The following is a 25,105-nucleotide window of genomic DNA, read 5'->3' as shown; positions in this document are numbered from 1 at the left end:
TCAGGCCAGCGACCGGGTCTCCCTGGCTGCCAGCACTTGCAGTGGCGCCAGCCCCAATCGTCTGGCCAGAGGCTGCAACAACTCGCCATCATCATCACCCTGCGGCAACCAGTAGCGAACAGGCCAGCCGGCTGCCAGCTGCGCTGAGGTGGTGCTGCCAATCTCTCTGAGCGCCAGAGTGCAACCCTGCTGTCGCAATCCCGCCAGCAAGACACCATCCGGCTGCAGCGTTGGTATCAGCAACACCAGCGGCGTGCGGGAAGACCTCGGCAGATAGGCCAGTAGATGGGTCAGCTGGGCCTGGTTGTCGAGCGGGACCAGTAGTGTCCGACCATCGGCATACTGCGCCTCGTGCGCCTGCAGCACACGGGCCAACACGGGCCCCAGTACGCCGCACTCCTGCAGCCAGCGCATCTGGCAGGGCGCCCCCAGCTCACGCCACTCAAGCGCCAATTGCCACATGTCGTTGCCCTGTCCGTCCGTCAGCGCCTGCAACGCCACTCGCAGCGGTGCAGGCTCGCGCCCTGCCAGCCACTCTCGCAGCTGATGAAGCTGCTGCTGACTCAACTGCAACTGCTGCAGCATGGCTGGCTCAAACCAGCTGATCGCCCCCTCCTGGCTACGCTTGGCCTGGTTGAGGGCCAGGATGGCCTGATCCAGCAACCGGGCGGCATCCTGTTGCTGCGCCTTGGCGACCCCGAGTCGACAGGCCAGCTCGAAGCTGCACTCCCGGGTCACGAACTCGAAATGGAGCAGATCCACCAGCTCATGAATGGCGGTTTCCAGCGCATCATCCGCATTGGTCAGCACCACGGCAAATTCGTCACCACCAAGGCGGTAAGCGTGACTGCCATGAGCCTGTTGCAGCTTGTTGGCCACCATCTGCAACAACCGATCACCGACCTGATAACCCAGCAGATCATTGACCTGCTTGAAGCGCTTGAGATCGAGCACCACCAGGGCGCTCACATCATCGGCATGCAGAGCGCGAGAGAGCTGCTCCAGCAGGGCACGGCGGTTGCCAAGCTGGGTCAGGGGATCGAGCAGGGCAAGCCGACGGTTCGCCAGATTGGCGCGAATGAGGGCAGCGACCAGAGCGCCACCGGTCAGTAGCAGGATCAGTTGCCAGATCTGCAGCCAGAACAGGCTGTTGCGGATTTGGCTGACCGAATGCTCCCGCTCCTGGCCGGAGAGGATCTGATCCCCTATCTGTTCGATGAGACGGGTCTGGCTGGCGATCGCCTCCTGCAAGCGGGCAAGCTCAGCCCCCTCGCGCAGCACACCGGCCTCCATCTGGGGTTCGAGCTGCTTGATCTGCTCGAACAGGGTGGCCAGCACCTTGCCGAGTCCGTGCCGCTGGCGCATCTCGGCGGTCTCGCTGCTGATGAGGAAGATGTCGAGCCGGTTCCACAGCAGATCGTAATCGAGGCTCAGGGTCTCCATCGTCACTCTGCCGGCCCGATAGAGCTGCAGATCGTAGAGGAAACGCTGGGATTCGAGCATCACCTGGCTGATGTTCCAGTGGACATTGCGGTAGAAGGTATCGACCAGCTGCTCCTGCCGATGCTGCAGATAGAGGCTGCTGCCCGACGAGATCAGAAACAGCAGCGACACCGCAACCAACAGCAGTTTGTGGCGGGACAGCCCCATCAATCGACGATCTCGATGCGGGTCACCTGCCACACCATGCAGTTATGAATGGCAGGCACGTCCAGCTTGGGATAGGTGGTGAACGGGATGAGCAGCCATAGCGGCCCTTTGTTGCGCCGGGTCAGCGGTTTGCCGTCCTCCTGACGCACCAGGGTCAGCTGCACGCCGTCGAACAGGGCCAGATCCACCACCTGCTGATAACCGTTGAGGGCCGAGACGACAATCTTGCGGGCATCCGGGATCCCTTGCGCCGCCAGCACGGCTGACAGGGTCGGCCCGCGATAGTGGTGGGCGCCCTGGGTCCAGGGGGTAGTGGTGGTGAACTCGGTCTGTGGCAAGGCGGAAAGGGCCGTCTCATCGAGGGTCACCTGCTGGCCGCCTGGCAGTACCAGGGTCATCAGGGGAATGGAGGCCGATACACTGGCACTGGCCAGCATCAAGAGAAAAAAAGCGATCCATTGCTTTACTGCGTTCATGGTAATTTGCGCCAACTGCGTCCCATTTTTTGTGGCTGCCAGTGTGGCGATTTCACCGATCCATTGCAACTGCCCGATCGCACACTAGCTCAGGGACCGCGCATCTCCATCCAGTTGTGCCCCTCGACTTGCCTCGGTTGATGAATGCCGCACGCCTCCAGCAACTCATCGACATAGGCGGGTACCAGCAAGGAGGCCGGCCCATAGCGTTTTTCGTCAAACTGGCTACCCACCTCGCTCGGCTCGAGATTGAGCTCGATGGTGTGCGCCCCGTTCAATCCCGCCTCATGGACAAACCCGGCGGCCGGATAGACGGCGCCAGAGGTGCCGATGGAGATAAAGAGATCGCACTGGGCCAGCGCGCTGTAGATGCGATCCAGCCCGAGCGGCATTTCACCAAACCAGACCACATGGGGACGCATCGGCTGAGGGAACTGGCAGCAGGAGCAGAGCTCGTCCTGATGGAGATCGCCGCGCCACTCGATCACCTGACCGGACTCGGGGCAACGGGCCTTGAGCAGCTCCCCGTGCATATGGATAAGGTTCTTGCTGCCAGCGCTCTCGTGCAGATTGTCGATGTTCTGGGTGACCAGGGTGACCGTGCCGGGCAGCAGCCGCTCGAGACGAGCCAACGCATAGTGGGCCGGATTGGGGTGAACCTGGGGCTGCTGCAGCTGTTTGCGGCGGGAGTTGTAAAAGCGCAGCACCAGATCGGGATCGCGGGCATACCCCTCGGGGGTCGCCACGTCCTCGACCTTGTGCTCTTCCCACAAACCGTCGCAGGCACGAAAAGTCTTGATGCCGGATTCGGCAGAGATCCCCGCGCCGGTCAGGATCACGATATGTTTATATGACTGCGCCATAAGCTGCTCCGTCTATCCCCGCATAATAGTGTGACCTTAGCACAGGGAAAAAAGCGCCACTATTCGCCCTTGGTCTTAAAAGCTTGGCGTGGCTGTGCGGGCAACCACTCATCCAGCACGGTCAGATCGAGCCTGACAAAAACCATCTCCCGCCCGGTTACCAGGGTCAGCGGCAGACCAAGGCGCTTGAGCAAAGTGAGCATGGGACGATTCTGGGCCAGCACCTCCGCGGTCCACTCACAGATCCCCTCAGCTCGGGCCAGCAGTGCCAGCGCCAGCAGAATGCGCCGTCCCGCTCCCTTGTGCTGGAAATGATCTGCCACGATGCAGGAAAATTCGGCACGCTCCGGATGGAGTCGACGCCGGATGGACTGAGCCTGAGCCAGCGGCTCACCGGCAAGATCGGTCAGCAACAGCGAGATCTGGTGTTCGGGATGGTAATTGAGAAACTGGGCCACCTGCTCCGGCGGTGGCCTCCGTTTGGGGCGCATAAAACGCAAGTAGATGCTCTCCTCACTGAGCGCATCATAGGCGGCCAGCATACGGTCAGGATCCACCCCCTGCAGCTCTCGTAGCAGACAAGGTTGGTCGGCGACCTGCATCGTCAGTGGCAGTACCGACCGCGAAGCCGGATGGGGCCAGCCTGCCAGCCCCTTGCAGAGACGCTCCCGATGGATGGGCCAGCAGAGATAACGGGGCACGGGTTACCAGCGCCCCGCAATACCCTGCTCCCGCCACACCTCGGCGTCGAGCAGATTGTAAGGATCATCGAGATAGACGGCGATCCCCAGCTCTCTGACTCGGGCCATAAAGCGTCCCAGCAGGGAGTCCATGGCCAATGACTCTATTTCGGGTAAAAGCGCCTGCCCCAGCAGCAAAGCGCTCAACGGCAAACGCTCCAGCAGATCGAATGGCAAATGCTGGCTGTTATCGAGCAGCAACGCCAGCTTGCTCCCCGCCAGACTCGCTTGCAGTACCAGCGCAAACCGCTCTCCATTGCTCAACAGGTGATCCCGACGATGGATCAATAATGTCAGCTCTGTGGGGCTACGTGACTGATCCGTCAACCACTCTTTAAGTGCCTCCCAGCGGCTGGGTAAACCCGTTACCGCCAGCCAGACAGGATGAGGAGTCGCGGGGCTGGAGAGCAGCCCAAGTTGCCCCTGCACTTCCCCCTGCCAACGACGAATTGTTCGACGTTGGCCACTCAGCCGACGCTGACGCAGAGGCCCCAGATAGAGTCCGCGCAGCAACCTGAGCAACTCGTTGCCATCGAGTGGCTTGGCCAGTGCAGCCAGCACATTGAAACCGGCATCGTGCAGCAGACGGCGGGCACCGTCGATCAATGTCTGCTCGTGCGCCGACAAGAGAATGATCGGCAACCCGCTGCGCTGAATTTGCGGCTGGCTCATCAGCAGGCTGATGGCATCCTGCTCCACCAGACTGAGATCACACACCAGCAGACTGATGTCGCCAGCCTCCAACGCAGCAAGACAGGCAGTTTCATCCTGCACCCACTGGCAGGAGAGCCCCAGTTCGGCGATAGCCTGCTGTAACTGCATCCCCTGAAACGGGTGATCTTCTAGCAGCAGTACCCGCTTGGCCGCCAGCCAGTTGTTCCAGTCACGGTAACTGGCGGCAAGTCCTCCCAGCCAATCTTCACCAATGGCATAAATTCCCTGATGATGCTGCAACTCGGGGAAATAGTCCGCCTGCTGGTGAGCGGCAGGATCGTAAAGGGCAATGGCTCCTGCCGCAAACAACCCTTCCCACTGCCAGCAGGCGTCCGGTTGGATGCGCTGCAAAGTGACATAGGAGGGGAGTGTCGTGCTCTTTGCCAGCTCATGGGAGGCCCGATCAAGCGCATACAGCAAGACAGGGCAAAAATCTGCCGCCTCGTGCTCTTCCGAGTCGAGCAACGCCAGCAGTTCTTCATCAGTAATGATCATCTTGGGTCCTTTTCGAGAAATGCTGGCTGAACTCATCCAACGCCCGGTTCAAACTGCTCTGGAGATCTGGATGGGGGGCTTGTTGCCACTCGTCAATCACCGTCACCAGCGCCGTGGCTCCTACCATTCTGGCGGCCCCCTTCAGCTTGTGTAAAGCAGCATTCACGCCAACTTCATCTTCTTCTGTGCAGCAGCGTTCAAGTTCGGCCAAATCATCACGGGTAGCCTTCAGATAAAGGGCAGCCAGTTCATCGGTCAGCAACGAGGCAACCGGCGTCGGGGCGACAGCATTGCTCCCCTCTTTGCCAATATGGCGCAGCAAGGTCGCCAGCACCTTGAGGGCGACCGGCTTGTCCAGATGACCATCGCAACCGCAGGATTGCAGCTCCCTTGCCGCTTGCTCACTGAGATCTGCGGTGATCACATAGACCGGAAGACGGGCCCAACGCGCGGATTTGCGCAATTGCCTGCACAGTTCGGCCCCGTTCATCACCGGCATCTGCAGGTCTGTCAACACAAGATCCACCTGGTGCTTCACCAGCATCTCCAGCGCCAGCTGCCCATTGGCGGCACTGACTACGCTTGCACCGAGTTGCCCCAGTTGCATACAGATCAGCTCCCGGTTGACATCGTGATCCTCAACCAGCAGTACCCGCATACCAAGCCCGGGCTGCATCTCACCCACAGGTTGCTCTGATGTCATCCGTGGCTGGAACAGGCTGATCATGGTGCCCGGCACCCAGGACTCCCCCTGCCATGACCAGTGATACAGACTATCCTCGTCTCTCTCGGCCTGCAGCAGATCAACCGCACGACTGGCAACATGAATACCGAGCCTGGACAACCAGGGCGTGACCCCCAAAACCTCATCGTGAGGCAGTGAGAGGGATAACTGGCGTACTCTTGGCTGCCAATCGATATCTTGCTGAACCTGTTGCAACGGCAACTCGCAGAAGAAGCGGCTACCACAGCCCGGGCGTCCCTCGACATCGATCAACCCGCCCATCTGCTCGAGCAGCTGCTTGCAGATCGCCAGACCAAGGCCGGTGCCCGGCGCCCGCAACTGCCCTTCAACAGCAAACTGTTCGAATGGCATAAAGAGAGTAGGACGCATCTTGGCGGTGATCCCCGGCCCTTCATCATCGACCCCGAAGCGCAAGGTCGATGCGACTACCTCGACCCACAGCACCACTTCCCCACGCAGGCTGAACTTGATGGCATTGGAGAGCAGGTTGTGGAGCACTTGCCGTACCCGATGGGGATCGAGAGTCAGCAAGGCTGGCAAGGCGGGGTCAAGCCGCAATCGTAATTGCAGCCGCTTGGATCTGGCCTTGCTCCAGTGCACCGCCGCCACGTGCTCGCACAGCTCGGCGAAATCGGTGGGCTGGGGCGAGAGGGAGAGTTTGCTGTTTTCGTTGCGACTAAAGTCGAGTACATCGTTGAGCAGGCCGAGCAGCTCATCCCCCGCCTGACGCACCCGCGCCAGCGCCGAATCCTGTTCTCTCGACAAAGGGGTGCTGGCCAGCCACTCAAGCAAGCCGAGCATGGCGTTCATCGGTGTACGGATCTCGTGGCTAATCGCCGCCAGGAAACGGCCCTTGGCCTGCACCGCCTGCTGCGCCTGTTCATGGGAGTGCTGCAATGCTTGATCCTGCTCGACCCGGGCAGTGGCATCCTGCATCACCGCATAAATTCGCCAACCATGCGGTTGACTGCGGCCACGGCCATAGAGCTGCAACCAGCGCAGACCCTTGGTCGGATGGTGATAGCGCAGGGTGAATGCGAAGGGTTTGCCAGCCTGCAACATGGCGAACATCTCACGGCTTACCCGGCGGCGATCCTCGCGCTCAAGCATAATGAGCACCCGTTTGGGCTCACGGCGGATCTGCTGGCTCGCCAGCCCCAGCAGCTCGTAACAGCCTCGGCTGATAAACTCGATGGCCCCTACCCGTCCCCGCTCGAACATAAACTGCAGCACTACGCCGGGGACTGTATTGGTCAGGGCACGCAGGCGGCGCTCTGCCTGACGTAGAAAACGGGCCTGCTCACGCAGCACACTGATATCCGACAGGGCGATGAGATCGGTGGCAGGTGCTTGCTTGTCCAGCCGCAGCGGATGCTGGGCATAGGCGAAGACCTGCTCCCCCAGCACCAGCTCCCCTTCGCTCTTTTGCGGCTGAACCGGCGGCAGCATCAACTGCTGAGAGTAGCGCAGGGCCAGACGTCGCCCCTGTTTATTGGATTTGATCACCTTGCCCTGGCTGTTGCGCAGATAGACGGGCACCGGCAACGCCTGAAACATGGTTTCCCGCAGCTCGCTCTCGATGGCCAGCGCCTTCTCGGCGGCGTGACGCTGGGCCACTTCCCTTGCCAGTTGCTGGCGGGAACGCCAGATCCCGCCGATGACAATGCCGCTGATCAGCAGTGCCATGGCGATGGAGCCAAACCAGGCGGCGTAGCTCACACCGGGTTGCTGCACGACGAGCAAGCGGCGCCAGCGCTGGTTAAGTTCGTCGATCTGGGTGCTGGTCAGCGCCATCAGGTTGCGGTCCATCACACCGGCTAGCTCGGTCTGACTCTTGTTGATGGCAAAGCCTAGGCCGAAACGATCTTCCAGCTCCTCGATATCGAGCCCTTCCAGCAAGTTGGTACGCTGGGGATATTGCAGCTGATATAGCTCGCTCAGCATGGCGTCAGCCTTGCCTTGCTTGATCGCTGCTAACCCCTGCTCGAGGCCGTCGGTGCGAAGCCACTCCTGATCACCAAGCAGGGCGAGCAAGGAGGGATCGTAGAGGGATTCAGGTACCAGAATACGCTGCCGCTTGAGCTGGGTGATGCGATCGGCAGCCAACTTGCGCTTGCTGATCAAGGCAAACCGATTGGTGGAGATCGTCCGACTGAAAATGAACTGATCCGTCAATGCCGGGGATTCCGGCAAGCCGGCCATCATATCCGCCTCACCAAGGCGCAGCTTTTCTACGGCCTCCGCCTTGCTGGCTGCAGGTACCAGCTTGTATTTCAGGCCGGTCTCCTGGGTGACCCAGCGCAGCACATCCGCGCTCCACCCTTTCGGCTCCCCCAGATCATTGACACCGCTATAGGGCATCAACTCGGGATTGACCACAAGACGAATGGTGCGCCCGCGGCCGGATAACCAGGCCTGCTCGGTATCGCTGAAGTGGGGTTGGTTGACGTAGAGCGACCCCTGATCGAGATAACGGGCCAGATCGGTATAGATAGTACCGGCGGGCATATGACGGATCAGGGTGTCCACCAGATTGGCCAACTCAGGCTGATCACGCATCATCAAGCGATAGCTGATGATCCGATCCTCACCAAACAGGCGGCGCAGGCGCAAACCATCGGCAGGAAACTCGCGCATCAGATAGCGCAGTTGCAGATAGTCCCCCAGATAGGCATCACCCTTGCCACTCTGCAGCGCGTCGTAGACCTTCTCTCCGCTTTTTAGGGAAATAATGCGTGCCTGTGGATAGAGCTCGTGCAGCAGGCGGGCAGAGTCTGCCAGCGAGTAGACCAGAAAGCGGGCCTGTTTGAGATTTTCACCCTTGTAGAGGATGGCGGCATCGGTCTCCATCATCGGACGACTTAACCGCATGCCCTCCACGGCCTTCTTGCGGGTTCCGACATAGGGAATGATGTCGCAGTCACCCTCTGCGAGCCCGTTGCGCAATATCTGCCAATCGGGCAACTCTTTGAGCACGAGGGGAACCGGGAACAGCTCCTGCAACCGGGCGAGACGATCCTTGAGCAGACCCCCCTCGGCCATCAGGTATGGTGGAGGAAGCGTCGCAGGATAGCAGAGCGAGAGCTGACTCAGTGAATTTACATAAGCTTGGGTCGCCGGCGCCAACGGCAGCACTGTGGTCTGCAAAGGCTTGGCGTGCAATGGCAGTGCCAGTACGGCACCCAGAAGAAAAACGGGGAATTTGGTCATCTGAAAACAAAAGCCAGGCATCTGCCTGGCTTTTTATCACTCGTTGGGTTCAACATTTTCTACCCTGGCCTTGAGCTTCTGGCCAGGCCGGAAGGTCACCACGCGGCGGGCGCTGATAGGAATATCCTCGCCCGTCTTGGGGTTGCGTCCGGGACGCTGATTCTTCTCACGAAGGTCAAAGTTACCGAAGCCTGAAATCTTGACTTGTTCACCACGCTCAAGCGCCTGTCGGATTTCCTCAAAGAAGGCTTCCACCATATCTTTGGCTTCACGCTTGCTCATCCCGAGCTGGGTGAACAGGTGCTCTGCAATGTCGGCTTTGGTAAGCGCCATAGATCAATCCCTCAAGGATGCATTCAACTCTTCACCAAGGGCCCGCACGACATTGTCTACGGTCTCGGCAATCTCTTTCTCCTCCAGGGTGCGCTGGGTGTCTTGCAATACAAGACTGATGGCCAGGCTCTTCTTGTCCTCTGCCATACCAGCACCCTGGTATACGTCAAACAAGTTTATTCCAACTACCTGATTTCCGCCAACTTTTTTAATTACCGCAAGCACATCACCTGCCAGAACCTGACGATCGACTACCACGGCAATGTCGCGACGGTTCGCCGGGAACTTGGAAACTTCGGCCGCAACCGGCACCTTGGCAGGGGTCAGCTTATCCAGCTCCAGCTCAAACATCACCGCGCGGCTCTTGAGGCCCAGCTTCTTCTCGAGGCTCGGGTGGATCACGCCGATGTGGCCGATGATCTCGCCATTGCGCAGGATGGCTGCGCTCTGGCCCGGGTGCAGGGCGCTGTGCTCGGTGCGCTCGAAGGTAAAGGTGGCCCCTTCGGCGGTCAAGTCCAGCACCGCTTCCAGATCTCCTTTCAGATCAAAGAAGTCGGCTGCGCGGGTTTTGATATCCCAGTGTTCGTCGCTCTGGTTGCCAGTGATGATACCGGCCAGCATCGGCTCCTGACGGATACCGTTCTCGGCGCTTTCATCCTTGATGAAACGCAGACCCTGCTCGAACAGACGCACACGCGGCTGCTGACGATTCTGGTTGTAAACAACGGCTTGCACCAGACCCGGGAACAGAGAGACACGCATGGCGGACATCTCGACCGAGATCGGGTTCGGCAGCACGATGGCATCGCTCTGCGGGAACAGGGTTTGCTGGGTCTTGGGATCGACGAAGCTGTAGGTGATCGCTTCCTGGAAACCGCGGTCAACCAGCAGGTCGCGCACGCGCTTCAAGGTCACCTGCCCTTCTGCCTGCTCCACCATCGCCAGAGAAGCGGCGGGTTTCAGGTTCGGGATGTTGTTGTAGCCGTAGATGCGAGCCACTTCCTCAATGAGGTCTTCCTCTATGGCGATATCGAAACGCCAGGAGGGTGCCAGCGCAGTCCAACCGTCAGCATCCACAGTGACCTGCATGCCGAGGCGGGTCAGGATCTCGACCACCTGAGCGTCAGCCACGCTGATACCGATCACCTTGTCGAGCTTGCTGCGACGCAGCTTGATGGGGGCCGCTTTCGGCAGATGGGCATCGGATTTGACCTCGATGACCGGACCCGCTTCGCCGCCGCAGATCTCCAACAGCAGACGGGTGGCTCTGTCCATCACCTTGGCTTGCAACTCCGGATCCACCCCGCGCTCGAAGCGGTGGGAAGAGTCGGTGTGCAGACCGTAGGCACGGGCACGGCCGGTGATGGAGAGCGGCGCGAAGAAGGCGCACTCCAGCAGGATGTCGGTAGTGGTCTCGGATACACCGGTGCGATTGCCACCGAAGATACCGGCCATGCAGGCAGGACCTTTGGCATCGGCAATCACCAGGGTGGTCTCTTTGAGCTTCACTTCGTTGCCATCGAGCAGGGTCATCGGCTCATCGGCGTGGGCACGACGCACCACCAGTTCCCCTTCCAGGGTAGCCAGATCGAAGGCGTGCATCGGCTGACCGTATTCCAGCAGCAGGTAGTTGGTGATGTCGACAATGGCGTCGATGGAACGAATGCCGCCACGGCGCAGCTTCTCTTGCATCCAGAGCGGGCTCTGGGCCTGCAAGTTCAGCCCCTTGATGACGCGGCCCAGATAACGCGGGCAATCAGCTGGTGCTTCAACCCGGATCGGGAAAGTTGCATCAATGGTGGCAACAGCTGGTGCCCAGGTCGGCTCGACCACGTCCACGCTGTTGAGCACGCCGATTTCGCGGGCCAGACCGGCGATACCGAGGCAATCGGCACGGTTCGGAGTCAGATCCACATCGATGGAGACGTCGTTCAGATTGAGGTAGTCACGAATATCGGTACCGATGGGGGCATCGGCCGGCAGCTCGATGATGCCATCGGCTTCAACGTCGATACCCAGCTCACTGAAAGAGCAGAGCATGCCGTGAGACGGCTGACCACGCAGCTTGGCTTTCTTGATAGTGAAATCACCCGGCAGGGTCGCCCCTACTTTGGCCACGCACACTTTGAGGCCCTGACGGCAGTTTGGCGCGCCGCAGACGATGTCCAGCAGCTCGGCTTCACCCACATTGACCTTGGTCACCCGCAGCTTGTCGGCGTCAGGATGTTGGGCGCACTCGACCACTTCACCCACGACCACATTGTTGAACTGGCCGGCCACCGCTTCCACGGCGTCCACTTCCAGACCGGCCATGGTGATCTGCTCGGCCAGCGCGTTGTCACTCAACTCGGTGCGGACCCACTCCATCACCCAGGATTTACTGAATTTCATGTTCTCTCGCCCTTACTTGAACTGCTTGAGGAAGCGCAGGTCGTTTTCGAAGAAGGCACGCAGGTCGTTGACCCCGTAACGCAGCATGGTCAGGCGCTCAACGCCCATGCCGAAGGCAAAGCCGGAGTATTTTTCCGGATCGATGCCGACCGAACGCAGTACGTTCGGGTGCACCATGCCGCAGCCCAGCACTTCCAGCCACTTGCCGTTCTTGCCCATCACGTCGACTTCGGCGCTCGGCTCGGTGAACGGGAAATAGGAAGGACGGAAGCGAATGGTCAGGTCTTCCTCGAAGTAGTTGCGCAGGAAGTCGTGCAGAATGCCCTTCAACTCGGTAAAGCTGGCATGCTCGTCAACCAGCAGGCCTTCGACCTGATGGAACATCGGGGTGTGGGTCATGTCGTAGTCGTTACGATAGACGCGACCCGGCGCAATGATGCGGATCGGCGGCTGCTGATGCTCCATGGTGCGGATCTGCACACCGGAGGTGTGGGTACGCAGCATCAGATCAGGATTGAAGTAGAAGGTATCGTGATCGGTACGCGCCGGGTGATGAGCCGGAATGTTCAGCGCATCGAAGTTGTGGAAGCCATCTTCAATCTCGGGACCACGGGCAACCTTGAAGCCCATCTCGCCAAACAGGCGCTCGATGCGCTCGATGGTGCGGGTTACCGGGTGCAGACCGCCATTCTCGATGCGGCGACCCGGCAGGCTGACGTCGATAGTCTCGGCAGCCAGCTTCTGGTTCAGCACGGCGACTTCGAGCGCTTCACGACGCTCGTTCAGCACATCCTGAACCTGCTGTTTGGCCTGGTTGATCACGGCGCCCGCGGCGGGACGCTCTTCGGCAGACAAGGCACCCAGGCCCTTCATCTGCTCGGTAAAAAAGCCCTTTTTACCCAGATATTTGACCCGGATTTCGTCGAGGGTCGCGATATCGCTCACGCCCTCAATTTCGGCTCTGGCTTGGCCGACTACTTCTTCAAGCTGTTGCATGTCTTCCTCGTCACCACTCCCGATACAGGAGCCTTTAGGCTAAATAAGGTCAAGAGGGGAATAATACAAAAAAAGCCCCTTCGCTGACCATAGTTAAGGTGGGCTTTTCTCCCTACAAATCATTTTGTTATATCAAGCGAGTCTCATCGATTTACCGTCACTCTTGAAATAGTAGAATAAAGACATAGTTTGTTGGCATACAATCCATTTATAGAACTAGTGATCTCCCACATGTCACTTTGTATGGAGAAAACTGTAGCGCGTGTAAAACAGTGGACAAAACGTGGACGGGAGAAAGAAAAACGTGATGTAAAACCGTGAATGACAGATACAAAAAAGGAGGCCTGAGCCTCCTTTATTTTTTATAACAGAGCTGGATTAGACCAGAGCTGCTTTAGCTTTTTCAACCAGGGCGGTGAAAGCCAGCTTGTCGTGAACGGCGATATCGGACAGGATCTTGCGATCGATCTCGATAGAAGCCTTCTTCAGACCGTTGATCAGACGGCTGTAGGACAGACCGTTCTGACGGGCAGCAGCGTTGATACGCGCAATCCACAGTTGACGGAACTGACGCTTTTTCTGGCGACGGTCACGGTAGGCATACTGACCAGCTTTGGTTACCGCTTGTACCGCTACGCGGTAAACACGGGAACGGGCGCCGTAGTAACCCTTGGCGGCTTTCATTACTTTCTTGTGACGAGCACGAGCAGTCACACCACGTTTAACTCTTGGCATTTTTCACATCCCCCCTTATGCGTACGGCAGACAAGCGACAACACGTTTGTGGTCGGCAGCGGAAACAAAGAACTTCGGTCCCAGCTGACGCTTACGCTTACTGCTCTTCTTGGTCAGGATGTGACGCAGGTGGTTGTGCTTGCACTTGAAGCGACCTGAGCCAGTCTTTTTGAAGCGCTTTGCGGCGCCCCGGTTGGTTTTCATCTTCGGCATTTCATACTCCGCATTGTGAGTGACAACAAAATCGCAAGGCGAACCGACTCATGGAGCGAGCCCCATGAGTCAATTTCTTGTGGGCCTTAAGATTTCTTCTTAGGTGCGAGAACCATCACAGCTTGACGGCCTTCGACTTTCGGGAACGATTCGACTACGGCCAACTCTTCCAGATCGTTCTTGACGCGCTCCAGAACCTTGATACCAAGTTCCTGGTGTGCCATTTCACGACCACGGAAGCGCAGGGTGACCTTAGCCTTGTCCCCGTCTTCCAGAAAGCGAACCAGGTTGCGTAGTTTTACCTGATAGTCGCCTTCGTCAGTGCCAGGACGGAATTTGATTTCCTTAACCTGGACGACTTTCTGCTTTTTCTTCTGTTCTTTGGTGGTTTTGCTCTTTTCGTAGAGGAATTTGCCGTAATCCATGATCCGGCAAACGGGCGGCTCAGCGTTCGGACTGATCTCGACCAGATCCACTTCGGCCTCAGCGGCCAAGTTCAGTGCTTCCTGGATAGAGACGATGCCAAGTGCTTCGCCATCCAGACCAGCCAAACGAACTTCTTTCAGACGGATCTCTTCATTGATCCGGTGAGCGCGGGCTTGCGGTTGCTTGCCCAGTTTTTTTCCGCCTTTTATAGCTTATTCCTCCACTTTCTTTTGTCCGCGGGTCTGAACTTCCTGGGTCAACAGAGCGATGAACTCTTCAACAGGATAAGTGCCCAGGTCAGCCCCTTTACGAGTACGTACTGCAATCTGGCCGGCTTCAACTTCTTTATCGCCACAGACCAGCATGAAAGGTACTCGCTTCAAAGTATGCTCGCGGATTTTAAAGCCAATCTTCTCATTTCTCAAGTCCGCTTTTGCACGAAGGCCCGCATCATTCAATGCTTTGGCTACTTTCACTGCATATTCGGCCTGATTGTCGGTGATATTCATGACCACTGCCTGGGTCGGAGCCAGCCAGGCCGGGAACAGGCCTGCGTACTCTTCAGTCAGGATACCGATAAAGCGCTCAATGGAGCCCAGAATCGCACGGTGGATCATGACTGGCACGTGGCGCTCGTTGTTTTCACCTACATAGGTGGCGCCCAGACGGCCCGGCAGGGCAAAGTCGAGCTGCACGGTACCACACTGCCACGCACGATCAAGACAATCGTGCAGGGTAAATTCGATCTTCGGTCCGTAGAACGCCCCTTCACCCGGCTGCAGATCGTACTTCAGACCGTTGAGCTCCAGCGCTTCGGCCAGCGCTTTCTCGGCGCGATCCCACATCTCGTCAGAGCCGATACGCTGCTCGGGACGAGTGGAGAGCTTGACCACGATGTTCTCGAAGCCAAAGGTACCGTAGACGTCATAGACCATACGAATACAGCCGGAGACCTCTTCCATGATCTGCTCTTCGGTACAGAAGATGTGAGCGTCATCCTGAGTGAAACCGCGCACCCGCATCAGACCGTGCAGGGAACCGGACGGCTCGTTGCGGTGGCAGGAACCAAACTCGGCCATACGCAGCGGCAGGTCGCGGTAGGACTTCAGACCCTGGTTGAAGATCTGGACGTGACCCGGGCAGTTCATCGGCTTGATGGCGTACTCGCGGTTTTCGGACTGGGTGGTGAACATGGCCTGGGCATACTTCTCCCAGTGACCTGAACGCTCCCACAGGACGCGGTCCATCATGAACGGACCTTTCACTTCCTGATAGTCGTACTCTTTGAGCTTGCCGCGGATAAAGGTTTCCAGCTCACGGAAGATGGTCCAGCCATCGTTGTGCCAGAACACCATACCGGGTGCTTCTTCCTGCATGTGATACAGGTCGAGCTGCTTGCCGATCTTGCGGTGGTCGCGCTTGGCGGCCTCTTCCAGACGCTGCAGATAAGCCTTGAGCTGCTTCTTGTCAGCCCAGGCAGTACCGTAGATACGCTGCAGCATCTTGTTGTTGGAGTCGCCACGCCAGTAGGCGCCGGACATCTTCAGCAACTTGAAGTGGTGGCAGTGACGCATGTTGGGCACGTGCGGGCCGCGACACATGTCGATGTACTCTTCGTGATGATAGAGACCTGGCTGGTCATCACGGGCAATGTTCTGATCCAGGATTTCGACTTTGTAAGACTCGCCGCGCGCCTCGAATACATCGCGCGCTTCTTGCCAGGAGACTTTCTTCTTGATGACGTCGTAATCCTTGGCTACCAGCGCCAGCATGCGCTCTTCCAGGGCAGCCAGATCTTCATCGGTCAGGGTACGGTCAAGATCAACGTCATAGTAGAAGCCGTTGTCGATGACAGGACCGATGGCCATCTTGGTCTGGGGCCAGAGTTGCTTGATAGCATGACCCAGCAAGTGAGCGCAGGAGTGGCGCAGGATGTCCAGACCTTCTTCGTCTTTGGCGGTGATGATGGCCAGCGCAGCATCGGCTTCGATCAGCTCGCATGCATCCACCAGTTCACCGTTTACCCGACCGGCAATGCACGCCTTGGCGAGACCGGGACCGATGTCCGCAGCCACATCCATGACGGAAACAGAGTGGGCAAATTGACGTTGGCTGCCGTCAGGCAGAGTAATGATTGGCATTATGTGTTTCCTTATACAGTGGTGACCCCTACCAAAGGTCACATGCGGGATGGAAAAGAGATTCAAAAAGGTGATGTTCTGGTTCTCCACAGCACTTTGCGAAGACGGCCTGACACGCAAACAGCATGTCTAACATGACAAACCAAGCCAAAACGGCCCCCATGCTACCAGAAGTCGGGCGTGCTGTATCGGATTTGCAGATATTTTCTACAGTCAAATGAGTCGCCTACCGACTATTCGCCAAGCAGGGATTGCCAGTTGAAGTCAAAGTCACTGCTCCCCTCCTCTGCCAGCGCCAGCTCTTGCAGCACCTGAAGCGCCAGCTTGTTGCCCTTTTGTGCCGCCTGATAGAGCCACTGTTTCGCCTGAGCCAGATCGACCCTGCCGCTGACCCCCATCAGATGAAGCACACCGACTTTCAGCATGGCCGGGACATCACCATTGCGGGCAGCCTGCTCCATCCAGTGAAAGGCTTGGCGCAGATCTCGCTTGACCCCGACACCGCGCAGATAGAGCTCTGCCAGCCGATATTGGCCGAAGGGATCTCCTGCCTGCGCCGACTGGCGATAGAGGCTGATGGCCTGATGGATATCCTGCTCGCTCCCCTGCCCCACCTCATGACTCCAGCCCATCAGGGCTTGCGCCCGAGGTTGGCCTTGATCGGCCAGTGGCGACCAGATCCGGGTCGCCTCATCAAAGTGACCGGTACGCCAGGCACGGTTGGCGGCAGCCATCTCCTGCTCGGTGGAGAGCGGAAGCAGACGCCAGATAACCAGCGCAAACAGACCGATAAACAGCCAACGGGAAGTGGTGGGGCTCATGATGATTTCCGTGATCCAGTTCTCATTTCGTCTATGTAAACGAAATGTAGCGTTGCGATCAAGCAAGAGATCCCTACGACAACCCTTTTTGCACCCGGTCGATCAGCAGTTGTTGTCATTTATCCGGGGTACCTGCAAAATAACTGTATGTATAAACAGTGTCGGTGCACACCATGGCAGGACGAGGCAGCCCCAACAATATCGATCACCGTTTTAGCGGCCCCCTTGTCGAAGCGGTCGATGACGGCTGGCAATCGTCCGATTGGGATGCCGCCTTCACTTCTTCTGTGCCTGGCACCGAGGTGCGGGAGATCGATGCACGCAGTATCATCAGCTACAACAGCTCGCCGGATGTCCCCTTTGGTCGCTCCATCAACCCCTATCAGGGGTGCGAACACGGCTGCATCTACTGCTATGCCAGACCCAGTCACGCCTATCTGGAACTCTCCCCTGGTCTTGATTTCGAGAGCAAGCTGTTTGCTAAACGCAATGCAGCCGATCTGCTGCGTCGGGAGTTTGCCAAACCGGCCTATCAGCCACAGACCATCTTCATTGGCGCCAATACCGACCCCTATCAACCCATCGAGCAGCGCTATCGCCTCACCCGGCAGTTGCTGGAAGTGATGCTGGCCCACCGCCATCCGGTCGGACTCATTACCAAGAGCGCCATGATCTTGCGCGACCTCGATCTGTTGACCGAGCTGGCCAGAGAGGGACTGTGTCAGGTGATGGTATCGGTGACGACCTTGAACGAAACCCTGCGGCGACAGCTGGAGCCCCGCGCCAGCACGGGCACCGGCCGCTTGAAAGTGATCGAAAAGCTGGCCAACGCTGGTATACAGGTGGGGGTATTGGCCGCCCCCATGATCCCGCGGCTCAATGAGCCGGAGCTGGAGCAGATCATCAAATCGGCTGCCGAGGCTGGCGCCAGCTGCGCCGATTACATTCTGCTGCGCCTGCCCCACGAGCTGGCGCCGCTATTTGGTGACTGGCTCGATACCCACTATCCGGGCCAGAAGGAGGCTATTTTGAATCAGTTGCGAGCCAGCCGCGGTGGCGGGCTCAACAGTACCGCCTTCGGTACCCGCATGCGCGGTGAGGGGCACTTTGCCGATCTGCTGGCCCAGCGCTTTCGCCTTATCAGCAAACGACTTGATCTGGGCAAACGCCATATTCAGCTCAGGCTGGATGGGTTTATCCGCCCCGGGGAGCAGCTGTCGCTCTTCTAATCCCCCTGCTCACGCCCTTCACGCATCAGGCACAGAGCCCTTGCCTGCCAAGAGGTCGAGAGGAAGATATGCCGCGATACATCCTGTGGAAAACCCGCTTTCCTAATTTTCCAAATTGGCCAACGAAGTAGCCATGTCGCCACAAGATCGCGCAATCCGGTAAAGGCTGTGTTAGCGCCTTAGCCTGCGCGCTGATCCCGACCCTGCTGCACCATTTCAACCGGTAGTCGCGAGGGTTCATGAGCCACTTCGTGCTCATCCTCTTCATACTGCGGCACCTCTGATTCGCCCCATACCCGGCTCCACCAAATTTCCCACGTGATCCAACTGGTCATATGCAGCTCCTGACGGTGAAGGTGATGGCAACAACCCACCACTCGCCCGGCAGGATAGCGACTGGGAATGACAGGGAAATGACAAAAAAATCACTTGTAAAAAGGCAACTGGCCGTGACAAGGAAAAGCCGAAACAGTTCACATATTCGGCGGAATCATCCTGAAAGCGGTCACAAATCTGCAGGTTGTGGATTGCAGCCCACCCTGTTCCCGCCAAAGCTGGCTTGCCCATTCAGGCATCTATAAAAACAGGGACACAATAATGAAACACACAGCGGGAATATGGGCGATCGCAGGCATGCTGATCGCCCCCTTGGCGCACGCCGACGTCATACTGCACGCCTTCAACTGGAAGTACAGTGAAGTGACCGCCAAAGCCGACCTTATCAAGTCAGCCGGTTACAAACAGGTACTCATCTCGCCACCTCTCAAGTCCTCCGGCAACGAGTGGTGGGCCCGTTACCAACCGCAGGATCTGCGCCTTGTCGACTCCCCTCTTGGCAACAAGCAGGATCTCGAGCAGCTGATCGCCGCCATGAAGGCGCGGGGCATCGCCGTCTATGCCGATGTGGTGCTCAACCACATGGCCAACGAAAGCTGGAAACGCCAGGACCTCAACTATCCCGGCAACGAGCTGCTGCAAAGCTACGCCAGCAACCCGGCCTATTTCGAGCGCCAGAAACTGTTTGGCGATCTGGGGCAAAACTTCCTCTCCGGTCAGGATTTTCATCCGGAAGGGTGCATCAGCGACTGGAGCGATCCGGGTCATGTCCAGTATTGGCGACTCTGTGGCAGTGCCGGTGACAAGGGGCTGCCGGACCTGGATCCCAACAACTGGGTAGTGAGCCAGCAACAGGCCTATCTCAAGGCGCTCAAGGGGATGGGGATCAAGGGTTTCCGGGTCGATGCGGTCAAACACATGAGCGATTACCAGATCAATGCCGTGTTCACCCCCGAAATCAAACAGGGGATGCACGTGTTTGGCGAGGTGCTCACCACTGGGGGCGCAGGCAGCACCGATTACGAGCGCTTTCTCCAACCCTACCTCGACAGTAGCGGTCAGGGAGCCTATGACTTTCCGCTGTTTGCCTCCCTGCGCGGCGCGCTGGGGTATGGCGGCAGCATGAACCTGCTGGCGGATCCGGGCGCCTACGGTCAGGCGCTACCGGGCAGTCGCGCCGTCACCTTTGCCGTGACCCACGACATCCCCACCAACGACGGCTTCCGCTATCAGATCTTAAGCCAGACTGACGAGAAGCTGGCCTATGCCTACCTGCTCGGCCGCGATGGTGGCTCGCCGCTGGTCTATTCGGATCACGGCGAGACCCAGGCCAAGGATGGACTGCGCTGGCAGGATTACTACCAGCGCGCCGATCTCAAGGGGATGATCCGCTTCCACAATGCGGTGCAGGGTCAACCGATGCAGTTGATCGGCAGCGGTGACTGCTTCGTGCTGTTCAAACGGGGCAAACAGGGGCTGGTCGGTATCAACAAGTGCGACTATGAGCAGGAGTATTGGCTCGATACCGCCAGGTTCGAGATGAACTGGTATCGCAACTACCGGGACGTGCTCGACCAAGGTGCCGTGGTCAACGTGCAGAGCCAGTGGGTACGGGTCGCCATTCCCGCCCGCAGCGCCAGAATGTGGCTGCAGGAGTGATCCAGCCGTAAGAGCAGCGTAGAGTCATAAAAAGCAGACAAATAAAAAGAGCGACCACCAGGGTCGCTCTTTTTTATCAGAGACGTTGCTCGGAACAGGTGACGATTACTCCTCGCCCGCTTCCCCTGCATCGACCGCATCAGTGCCGGTCGCGGTATCGGTACCTTCAGATACCTCACCGTCAACGGCCAAAGCGTCGTTCTCGTCTTCGTCGCTCTCGGCGATACGCTGCAGGCCAACCACGGTCTCGTCTTCACCGGTACGGATCAGACGGACACCGCCGGTGTTACGGCCAATGACACTCACCTCGGCAACACGGGTACGCACCAGGGTACCGCCGTTGGTAATCAGCATGATCTGGTCGGTATCTTCGACCTGGATCGCATCGATCACCTTGCCATTACGCTCATCCACCTTGATGGAGATAACGCCCTGGGTACCACGGCTCTTGGTCGGGTATTCGGCCAACGCAGTCCGCTTGCCGTAACCGTTCTCGGTGGCGGTGAGGATGGCACCTTCGCCGCGCGGAACGATGAGGGAAACCACCTTGTCACCGGCGCCCAGCTTGATGCCGCGCACACCGGCCGCGGTACGACCCATGGGACGCACCCCCTTGAAGGTACCCTTGGTTTCGGTGCCTTCGCCGTTGTCGTTGCCATCATCGTCGTTGCCAGCATCGTCGTCGGTTTCAACATCATCGCTGACATCGGCATCAGCGCGACCGCTGCCTTCCGCGAAGCGAACAACTTTGCCCGCGTCGGAGAAGAGCATGATCTCGTTGCTGCCATCGGTGATATCCACCCCGATCAGCTCATCACCCTCTTTGAGGTTGATGGCACGAATACCGGAGGAGAGCGGACGGCTGAAGTCAGAGAGGCTGGTCTTCTTCACGGTACCGTTGGCGGTGGCGAAGAACACATACTTCTCGGCGTCATACTCCTTCACCGGCAGGATAGCGGTGATACGCTCACCCTCTTCCAGCGGCAGCAGGTTGATGATCGGACGACCACGGGCGCCACGGGACGCTTCCGGCAGCTGGTAAACCTTGAGCCAGTAGACCTTGCCACGGGTAGAGAAGCACAGAATGGTGTCGTGGGTGTTGGCCACCAACAGACGCTCCACAAAGTCCTCTTCCTTGATCCGGGTGGCCGACTTGCCACGACCACCGCGGCGCTGGGCCTCGTAGTCGGAGAGCGGCTGATACTTCACATAGCCCTGGTGAGACAGGGTAACCACCACGTCTTCCGGGGTGATCAGATCTTCGATGTTGATCTCGGCACTGGACATGCTGATCTCGGTGCGACGCTCGTCGCCATACTGCTCACGCACAGCCAGCAGTTCATCGCGGATCACTTCCATCAGACGAGCCGGGCTCGCCAGGATGTGCAGCAGCTCGGCGATTAGATCCAGCAGAGATTGGTACTCTTCCAGGATCTTCTCGTGCTCGAGGCCGGTCAGCTTGTGCAGACGCAGGTCAAGGATGGCCTGGGCTTGCTGTTCGGTCAGGAAGTATTGACCTTCACGGATACCGAACTCCGGCTCCAGCCACTCAGGCCGTGCTGCGTCGTCGCCCGCTTTTTCCAGCATGGCGGCCACGTTGCCGAGTTCCCAGCCCTTGGCAACCAAGCCCGCTTTCGCGTCGGCCGGGGTCGCGCTGTGACGGATCAGCTCGATGATGGGATCAATGTTGGCCAGCGCAACCGCCAGACCTTCCAAAATGTGCGCCCGATCCCGCGCCTTGCGCAGTTCGAACACGGTCCGGCGAGTCACCACTTCACGGCGGTGCAGCAGGAACGCATCAAGGATCTCTTTAAGGTTCATCACCTTGGGCTGGTTGTTATCGAGCGCCACCATGTTGATGCCGAACGTGGTCTGCATCTGGGTGTGCTTGTAGAGATTGTTCAGCACAATCTCGCCGGACTCGCCGCGCTTGATCTCGATAACGATGCGCATGCCGTCTTTGTCAGACTCATCGCGCAGGGCACTGATGCCCTCTATCTTCTTCTCTTTGACCAGCTCGGCGATCTTCTCGATCAGTCGAGCCTTGTTCACCTGATAGGGGATCTCGTGAACGATGATGGTCTCGCGACTGGTCTTCTCGTCCACTTCCACTTCAGCTTTGGCCCGCACATAGATGGAGCCACGACCGGTACGGTACGCCTGCACGATGCCGGAACGACCGTTGATAATGCCGCCGGTGGGGAAATCCGGGCCGGTGATGTAGGTCATCAGCTCGTCAATGGTGAGGTCGCCGTTTTCGATCAGCGCCAGGCAGCCATTGACAATCTCGGTGAGATTGTGAGGCGGAATGTTGGTCGCCATGCCCACCGCGATACCGGAGGAGCCGTTGACCAGCAGGTTGGGAACCTTGGTAGGCATGACCGCCGGGATCATCTCGGTGCCGTCATAGTTCGGCACCCAGTCCACGGTCTCTTTGTCCAGATCAGCCAGCAGCTCGTGGGAGATGCGGGCCATCCGCACTTCGGTATAACGCATCGCCGCGGCGCTGTCGCCGTCGACTGAACCGAAGTTGCCCTGACCATCGACCAGCATGTAACGCATGGAGAAATCCTGCGCCATCCGGACAATGGTGTCATACACAGCGCTATCGCCGTGCGGGTGATATTTACCGATTACGTCACCGACCACACGGGCCGATTTTTTATAGGGCTTGTTCCAGTCGTTCCCCAACTCGTTCATAGCAAACAGAACGCGGCGGTGAACCGGTTTCAAGCCATCACGCACATCCGGCAGAGCTCGTCCTACGATCACGCTCATGGCGTAATCAAGATAGGAACTCTTGAGCTCTTCTTCGATGTTGACCGGCGTGATCTCTCTGGCCAGATCGCTCATAGAAAGCCTTATCCCTAATTAGTTGTTCTTTGGCTTAAACAGCGCGACATGGTAACACACTGAGCCAAATACCTTAAGCCACAAATCGGGTATCAGATCGGGCTGGTGTGACAAAGTCCGTCCGTTATAATGCCCGCCAGGACAATAGATTGCGCCCATGACTCAGAAGCGGGCGCCCTGCCACAGGATCTTCGAAAAATGAACAGTGATGCCAATGTCGATCTGATAGAAATCGCCAAGTTTGAAGCCATCGCCTCCCGCTGGTGGGACATGGAAGGTGAATTCAAACCCCTGCATCAAATCAATCCGGTACGCCTTGACTGGATCACCGACAAAAGTGGCGGTCTGTTTGGCAAGCGCATTCTCGATATCGGATGTGGTGGCGGCATTCTCTCCGAGAGCATGGCCCGCCGTGGTGCCAGGGTCACCGGCATCGACATGGGCAAGGAACCCCTCGGCGTCGCCCGCCTGCACGCCCTTGAGCAGGGTGTCGAGCTCGAGTACCGCCAGATCACTGCCGAAGCCCATGCCGCCGAAGTACCGGGCCAGTATGACGTGGTCACCTGCATGGAGATGCTGGAGCATGTGCCGGACCCCGCCTCCGTGCTGCGCGCCATCGCTACCCTGGTGCGCCCGGGCGGCCGGGTGTTCGTCTCCACCATCAACCGCAACCCCAAATCCTATCTGATGATGATCATCGGGGCCGAATACCTGATGAAGATGGTGCCCAAGGGTACCCACGATCACAAAAAATTCATCACCCCGGCCGAACTGTGTCGCATGGGGGAAGCAGCTGGCCTGCTGGTGCGGGACATGAGCGGCGTCCACTACGCCCCCCTCACCAACCAGTTCAAGCTCGGCAAAAATGTCGACGTCAACTATATGGTGGAGTTTGTCCGCCCGGAGCACGGTTGATGAGCTCCTCTCACCTGCTGCCTCTTCGTTGCGTGCTGTTCGATCTGGATGGCACCCTGCTCGACACAGCCCCGGATCTGGGGGCCGCCGTCAATCACGTGCTGATAAGCGAAGGCTTTGCACCGCTCTCTGACGAGATCATTCGCCAGACCACCTCCCACGGCGCCCTCGGGCTGCTCAGGGCGGGGCTCGGCGACGATCTGCTGGAAGAGTTGGGGGCCACCCGCCTGCGCAATGCCCTGCTCGACTACTACGCCGCCAATCTCTGCGTCGGTACCCGCCCCTATGAGGGGATGGTGGATCTCATCGAGTGGCTCAACGAGAAGCATCTGCCCTGGGGCATCGTCACCAACAAGCCAGCTTTTCTCACCGAGCCGCTGCTGGCGGCTCTGCCACAGCTTGCCAACTGCGGCGTCACCGTCAGCGCCGATACCCTGCCGGTACGCAAGCCCGACCCTGCCCCCATGTATTTTGCCTGCGAGAAGCTGGGGGTCGAAGCAGCTCACTGCCTCTATGTGGGGGATCATGTGCGCGACATCGAAGCGGGCCGCAATGCTGGCATGCGCACTGCGGTCGCTGGCTGGGGCTATCTCAATGATGAGGAAGATCCTGCCCAGTGGGGCGCCGATCTGCACTTTGATACCGTGCAGGCGCTGCACCACTGGCTGCGCTATGAGTTGACGGCCAATGCGTAACGCGCAGCCTTACCGGCTGATATGCGATAACGGGGCGAAGAGACTCTCCGCCCCTTGCATCTCTTCCTTTACGCTCCTGCGTCCTGCGCCACCATCACTCGTCTATTCATGGATAATAAAGGCAGCTTACAGTCTATTGGATACCCATTTGACACGCTCACAACCGTCACAAAGCGGCCACAAACCACCGTCATCTGATGCAAAGCCCTTGCCACGCTGAGCCCGCGGCTGCGACAACTGGACAGCTTTTGACCCTTGTTGCATAAGGGATAATCAGCCGCCGTTTGCTAGTAAAAAGCCCCCCGTTTCGCAAGCAAAAAAAGTTATTTAAATTTTCCATCTTCGATCGGGAGACTTGCTTTTAGCGGAGCGGACGAATGAAAACCCGCTCACTGTGAGCGGTCACTAACTGATGGGGCAAGACTCACAATTTATCCACAGCTCGTCACTTATCCACACATTGCAATGG

At 58.4% G+C, this 25,105-nt stretch carries 20 protein-coding genes; 4 read left to right on the top strand and 16 right to left on the bottom strand.

Features of this window, described 5'->3' with window-relative positions; all coding sequences use genetic code 11:
• The 14 genes from G5306_RS02895 to G5306_RS02830 all read right to left on the bottom strand — a co-directional run bounded on the left by G5306_RS02895 (window position 1) and on the right by G5306_RS02830 (window position 16,949).
• Window positions 1–1,650 carry a GGDEF domain-containing protein gene (locus tag G5306_RS02895; protein ID WP_245096655.1) on the bottom strand — a complete coding sequence of 550 codons (1,650 nt, stop codon included), beginning with the start codon at window positions 1,648–1,650 and terminating at the stop codon, window positions 1–3.
• Window positions 1,650–2,126 (bottom strand): hypothetical protein, encoded by a 477-nt coding sequence (locus G5306_RS02890; protein ID WP_421255120.1) that lies wholly within the window; start codon window positions 2,124–2,126, stop codon window positions 1,650–1,652. Before G5306_RS02890 ends, G5306_RS02895 begins: the two co-directional genes overlap by 1 nt.
• A gap of 89 nt (window positions 2,127–2,215) precedes the next feature.
• A complete protein-coding gene (gene cobB, locus G5306_RS02885; RefSeq protein ID WP_216978766.1) occupies window positions 2,216–2,989 on the bottom strand; it encodes a Sir2 family NAD+-dependent deacetylase in 774 nt (257 codons plus the stop codon).
• Window positions 2,990–3,048: 59 nt separating this feature from the next.
• A complete protein-coding gene (locus G5306_RS02880) occupies window positions 3,049–3,690 on the bottom strand; it encodes a GNAT family N-acetyltransferase (protein WP_216978765.1) in 642 nt (213 codons plus the stop codon).
• Window positions 3,691–3,693: 3 nt separating this feature from the next.
• On the bottom strand, window positions 3,694–4,938 hold the full coding sequence (locus G5306_RS02875; RefSeq protein WP_421312339.1) for a response regulator: 1,245 nt from the start codon (window positions 4,936–4,938) through the stop codon (window positions 3,694–3,696).
• Window positions 4,925–8,914: a response regulator gene (locus tag G5306_RS02870; RefSeq protein ID WP_421312338.1), complete on the bottom strand. Its 3,990-nt coding sequence runs from the start codon at window positions 8,912–8,914 to the stop codon at window positions 4,925–4,927. Before G5306_RS02870 ends, G5306_RS02875 begins: the two co-directional genes overlap by 14 nt.
• 15 nt (window positions 8,915–8,929) lie before the next feature.
• The gene (ihfA, locus tag G5306_RS02865; protein WP_005300715.1) at window positions 8,930–9,226 is read right to left on the bottom strand and encodes an integration host factor subunit alpha; all 297 of its coding nucleotides are present in this window, start codon (window positions 9,224–9,226) and stop codon (window positions 8,930–8,932) included.
• A 3-nt stretch (window positions 9,227–9,229) separates the two neighbouring features.
• Complete coding sequence (gene pheT, locus G5306_RS02860; protein WP_376901005.1) at window positions 9,230–11,617, bottom strand: phenylalanine--tRNA ligase subunit beta; 2,388 nt, start codon at window positions 11,615–11,617, stop codon at window positions 9,230–9,232.
• Between the two features lie 12 nt (window positions 11,618–11,629).
• Window positions 11,630–12,613 (bottom strand): phenylalanine--tRNA ligase subunit alpha, encoded by a 984-nt coding sequence (gene pheS / locus G5306_RS02855; protein ID WP_042053694.1) that lies wholly within the window; start codon window positions 12,611–12,613, stop codon window positions 11,630–11,632.
• A 378-nt stretch (window positions 12,614–12,991) separates the two neighbouring features.
• Window positions 12,992–13,348, bottom strand: coding sequence for a 50S ribosomal protein L20 (gene rplT, locus G5306_RS02850; RefSeq protein WP_005300683.1), 357 nt, complete (start codon window positions 13,346–13,348; stop codon window positions 12,992–12,994).
• A 15-nt stretch (window positions 13,349–13,363) separates the two neighbouring features.
• Window positions 13,364–13,561, bottom strand: coding sequence for a 50S ribosomal protein L35 (rpmI, locus tag G5306_RS02845; protein ID WP_005300673.1), 198 nt, complete (start codon window positions 13,559–13,561; stop codon window positions 13,364–13,366).
• 86 nt (window positions 13,562–13,647) lie between these two features.
• Window positions 13,648–14,178, bottom strand: coding sequence for a translation initiation factor IF-3 (infC, locus tag G5306_RS02840; RefSeq protein WP_156852818.1), 531 nt, complete (start codon window positions 14,176–14,178; stop codon window positions 13,648–13,650).
• Window positions 14,179–14,199: 21 nt separating this feature from the next.
• Window positions 14,200–16,128, bottom strand: coding sequence for a threonine--tRNA ligase (thrS, locus tag G5306_RS02835; protein ID WP_421312336.1), 1,929 nt, complete (start codon window positions 16,126–16,128; stop codon window positions 14,200–14,202).
• Between the two features lie 233 nt (window positions 16,129–16,361).
• A complete protein-coding gene (locus G5306_RS02830) occupies window positions 16,362–16,949 on the bottom strand; it encodes a tetratricopeptide repeat protein (RefSeq protein WP_227342860.1) in 588 nt (195 codons plus the stop codon).
• A 173-nt stretch (window positions 16,950–17,122) separates the two neighbouring features.
• On the opposite strand from G5306_RS02830, the gene G5306_RS02825 reads away from it, so the two are divergent.
• The gene (locus G5306_RS02825) at window positions 17,123–18,178 is read left to right on the top strand and encodes a PA0069 family radical SAM protein (protein ID WP_005336693.1); all 1,056 of its coding nucleotides are present in this window, start codon (window positions 17,123–17,125) and stop codon (window positions 18,176–18,178) included.
• Window positions 18,179–18,357: 179 nt separating this feature from the next.
• Here the strand turns inward: G5306_RS02825 and G5306_RS02820 are convergent, their stop codons facing one another.
• Window positions 18,358–18,513 carry a hypothetical protein gene (locus tag G5306_RS02820; RefSeq protein ID WP_005336695.1) on the bottom strand — a complete coding sequence of 52 codons (156 nt, stop codon included), beginning with the start codon at window positions 18,511–18,513 and terminating at the stop codon, window positions 18,358–18,360.
• A 262-nt stretch (window positions 18,514–18,775) separates the two neighbouring features.
• Here G5306_RS02820 and G5306_RS02815 point away from each other — a divergent pair, with 262 nt between their 5' ends.
• Complete coding sequence (locus tag G5306_RS02815) at window positions 18,776–20,173, top strand: alpha-amylase family protein (protein ID WP_421312334.1); 1,398 nt, start codon at window positions 18,776–18,778, stop codon at window positions 20,171–20,173.
• Between the two features lie 105 nt (window positions 20,174–20,278).
• Here G5306_RS02815 and gyrA read toward each other — a convergent pair whose 3' ends face one another.
• Entirely contained in the window at window positions 20,279–23,026 is a 2,748-nt protein-coding gene (gene gyrA, locus G5306_RS02810; RefSeq protein ID WP_421312333.1) for a DNA topoisomerase (ATP-hydrolyzing) subunit A, read from the bottom strand.
• Window positions 23,027–23,224: 198 nt separating this feature from the next.
• On the opposite strand from gyrA, the gene ubiG reads away from it, so the two are divergent.
• Both ubiG and G5306_RS02800 read left to right on the top strand, forming a co-directional pair.
• Window positions 23,225–23,941, top strand: a complete 717-nt coding sequence (ubiG, locus tag G5306_RS02805; protein ID WP_421312332.1) for a bifunctional 2-polyprenyl-6-hydroxyphenol methylase/3-demethylubiquinol 3-O-methyltransferase UbiG — start codon at window positions 23,225–23,227, stop codon at window positions 23,939–23,941.
• On the top strand, window positions 23,941–24,636 hold the full coding sequence (locus G5306_RS02800) for an HAD family hydrolase (RefSeq protein WP_421312330.1): 696 nt from the start codon (window positions 23,941–23,943) through the stop codon (window positions 24,634–24,636). The genes ubiG and G5306_RS02800 overlap by 1 nt, the downstream gene beginning before the upstream one ends.
• The last annotated feature ends 469 nt before the right edge of the window (window positions 24,637–25,105 follow it).

The sequence above is a fragment of the Aeromonas sp. 603404 genome, assembly GCF_049171775.1.
In the GTDB taxonomy this organism is placed as follows: Bacteria; Pseudomonadota; Gammaproteobacteria; order Enterobacterales; family Aeromonadaceae; genus Aeromonas; species Aeromonas veronii_A.
This window is presented reverse-complemented; position numbering and strand designations above follow the sequence as displayed.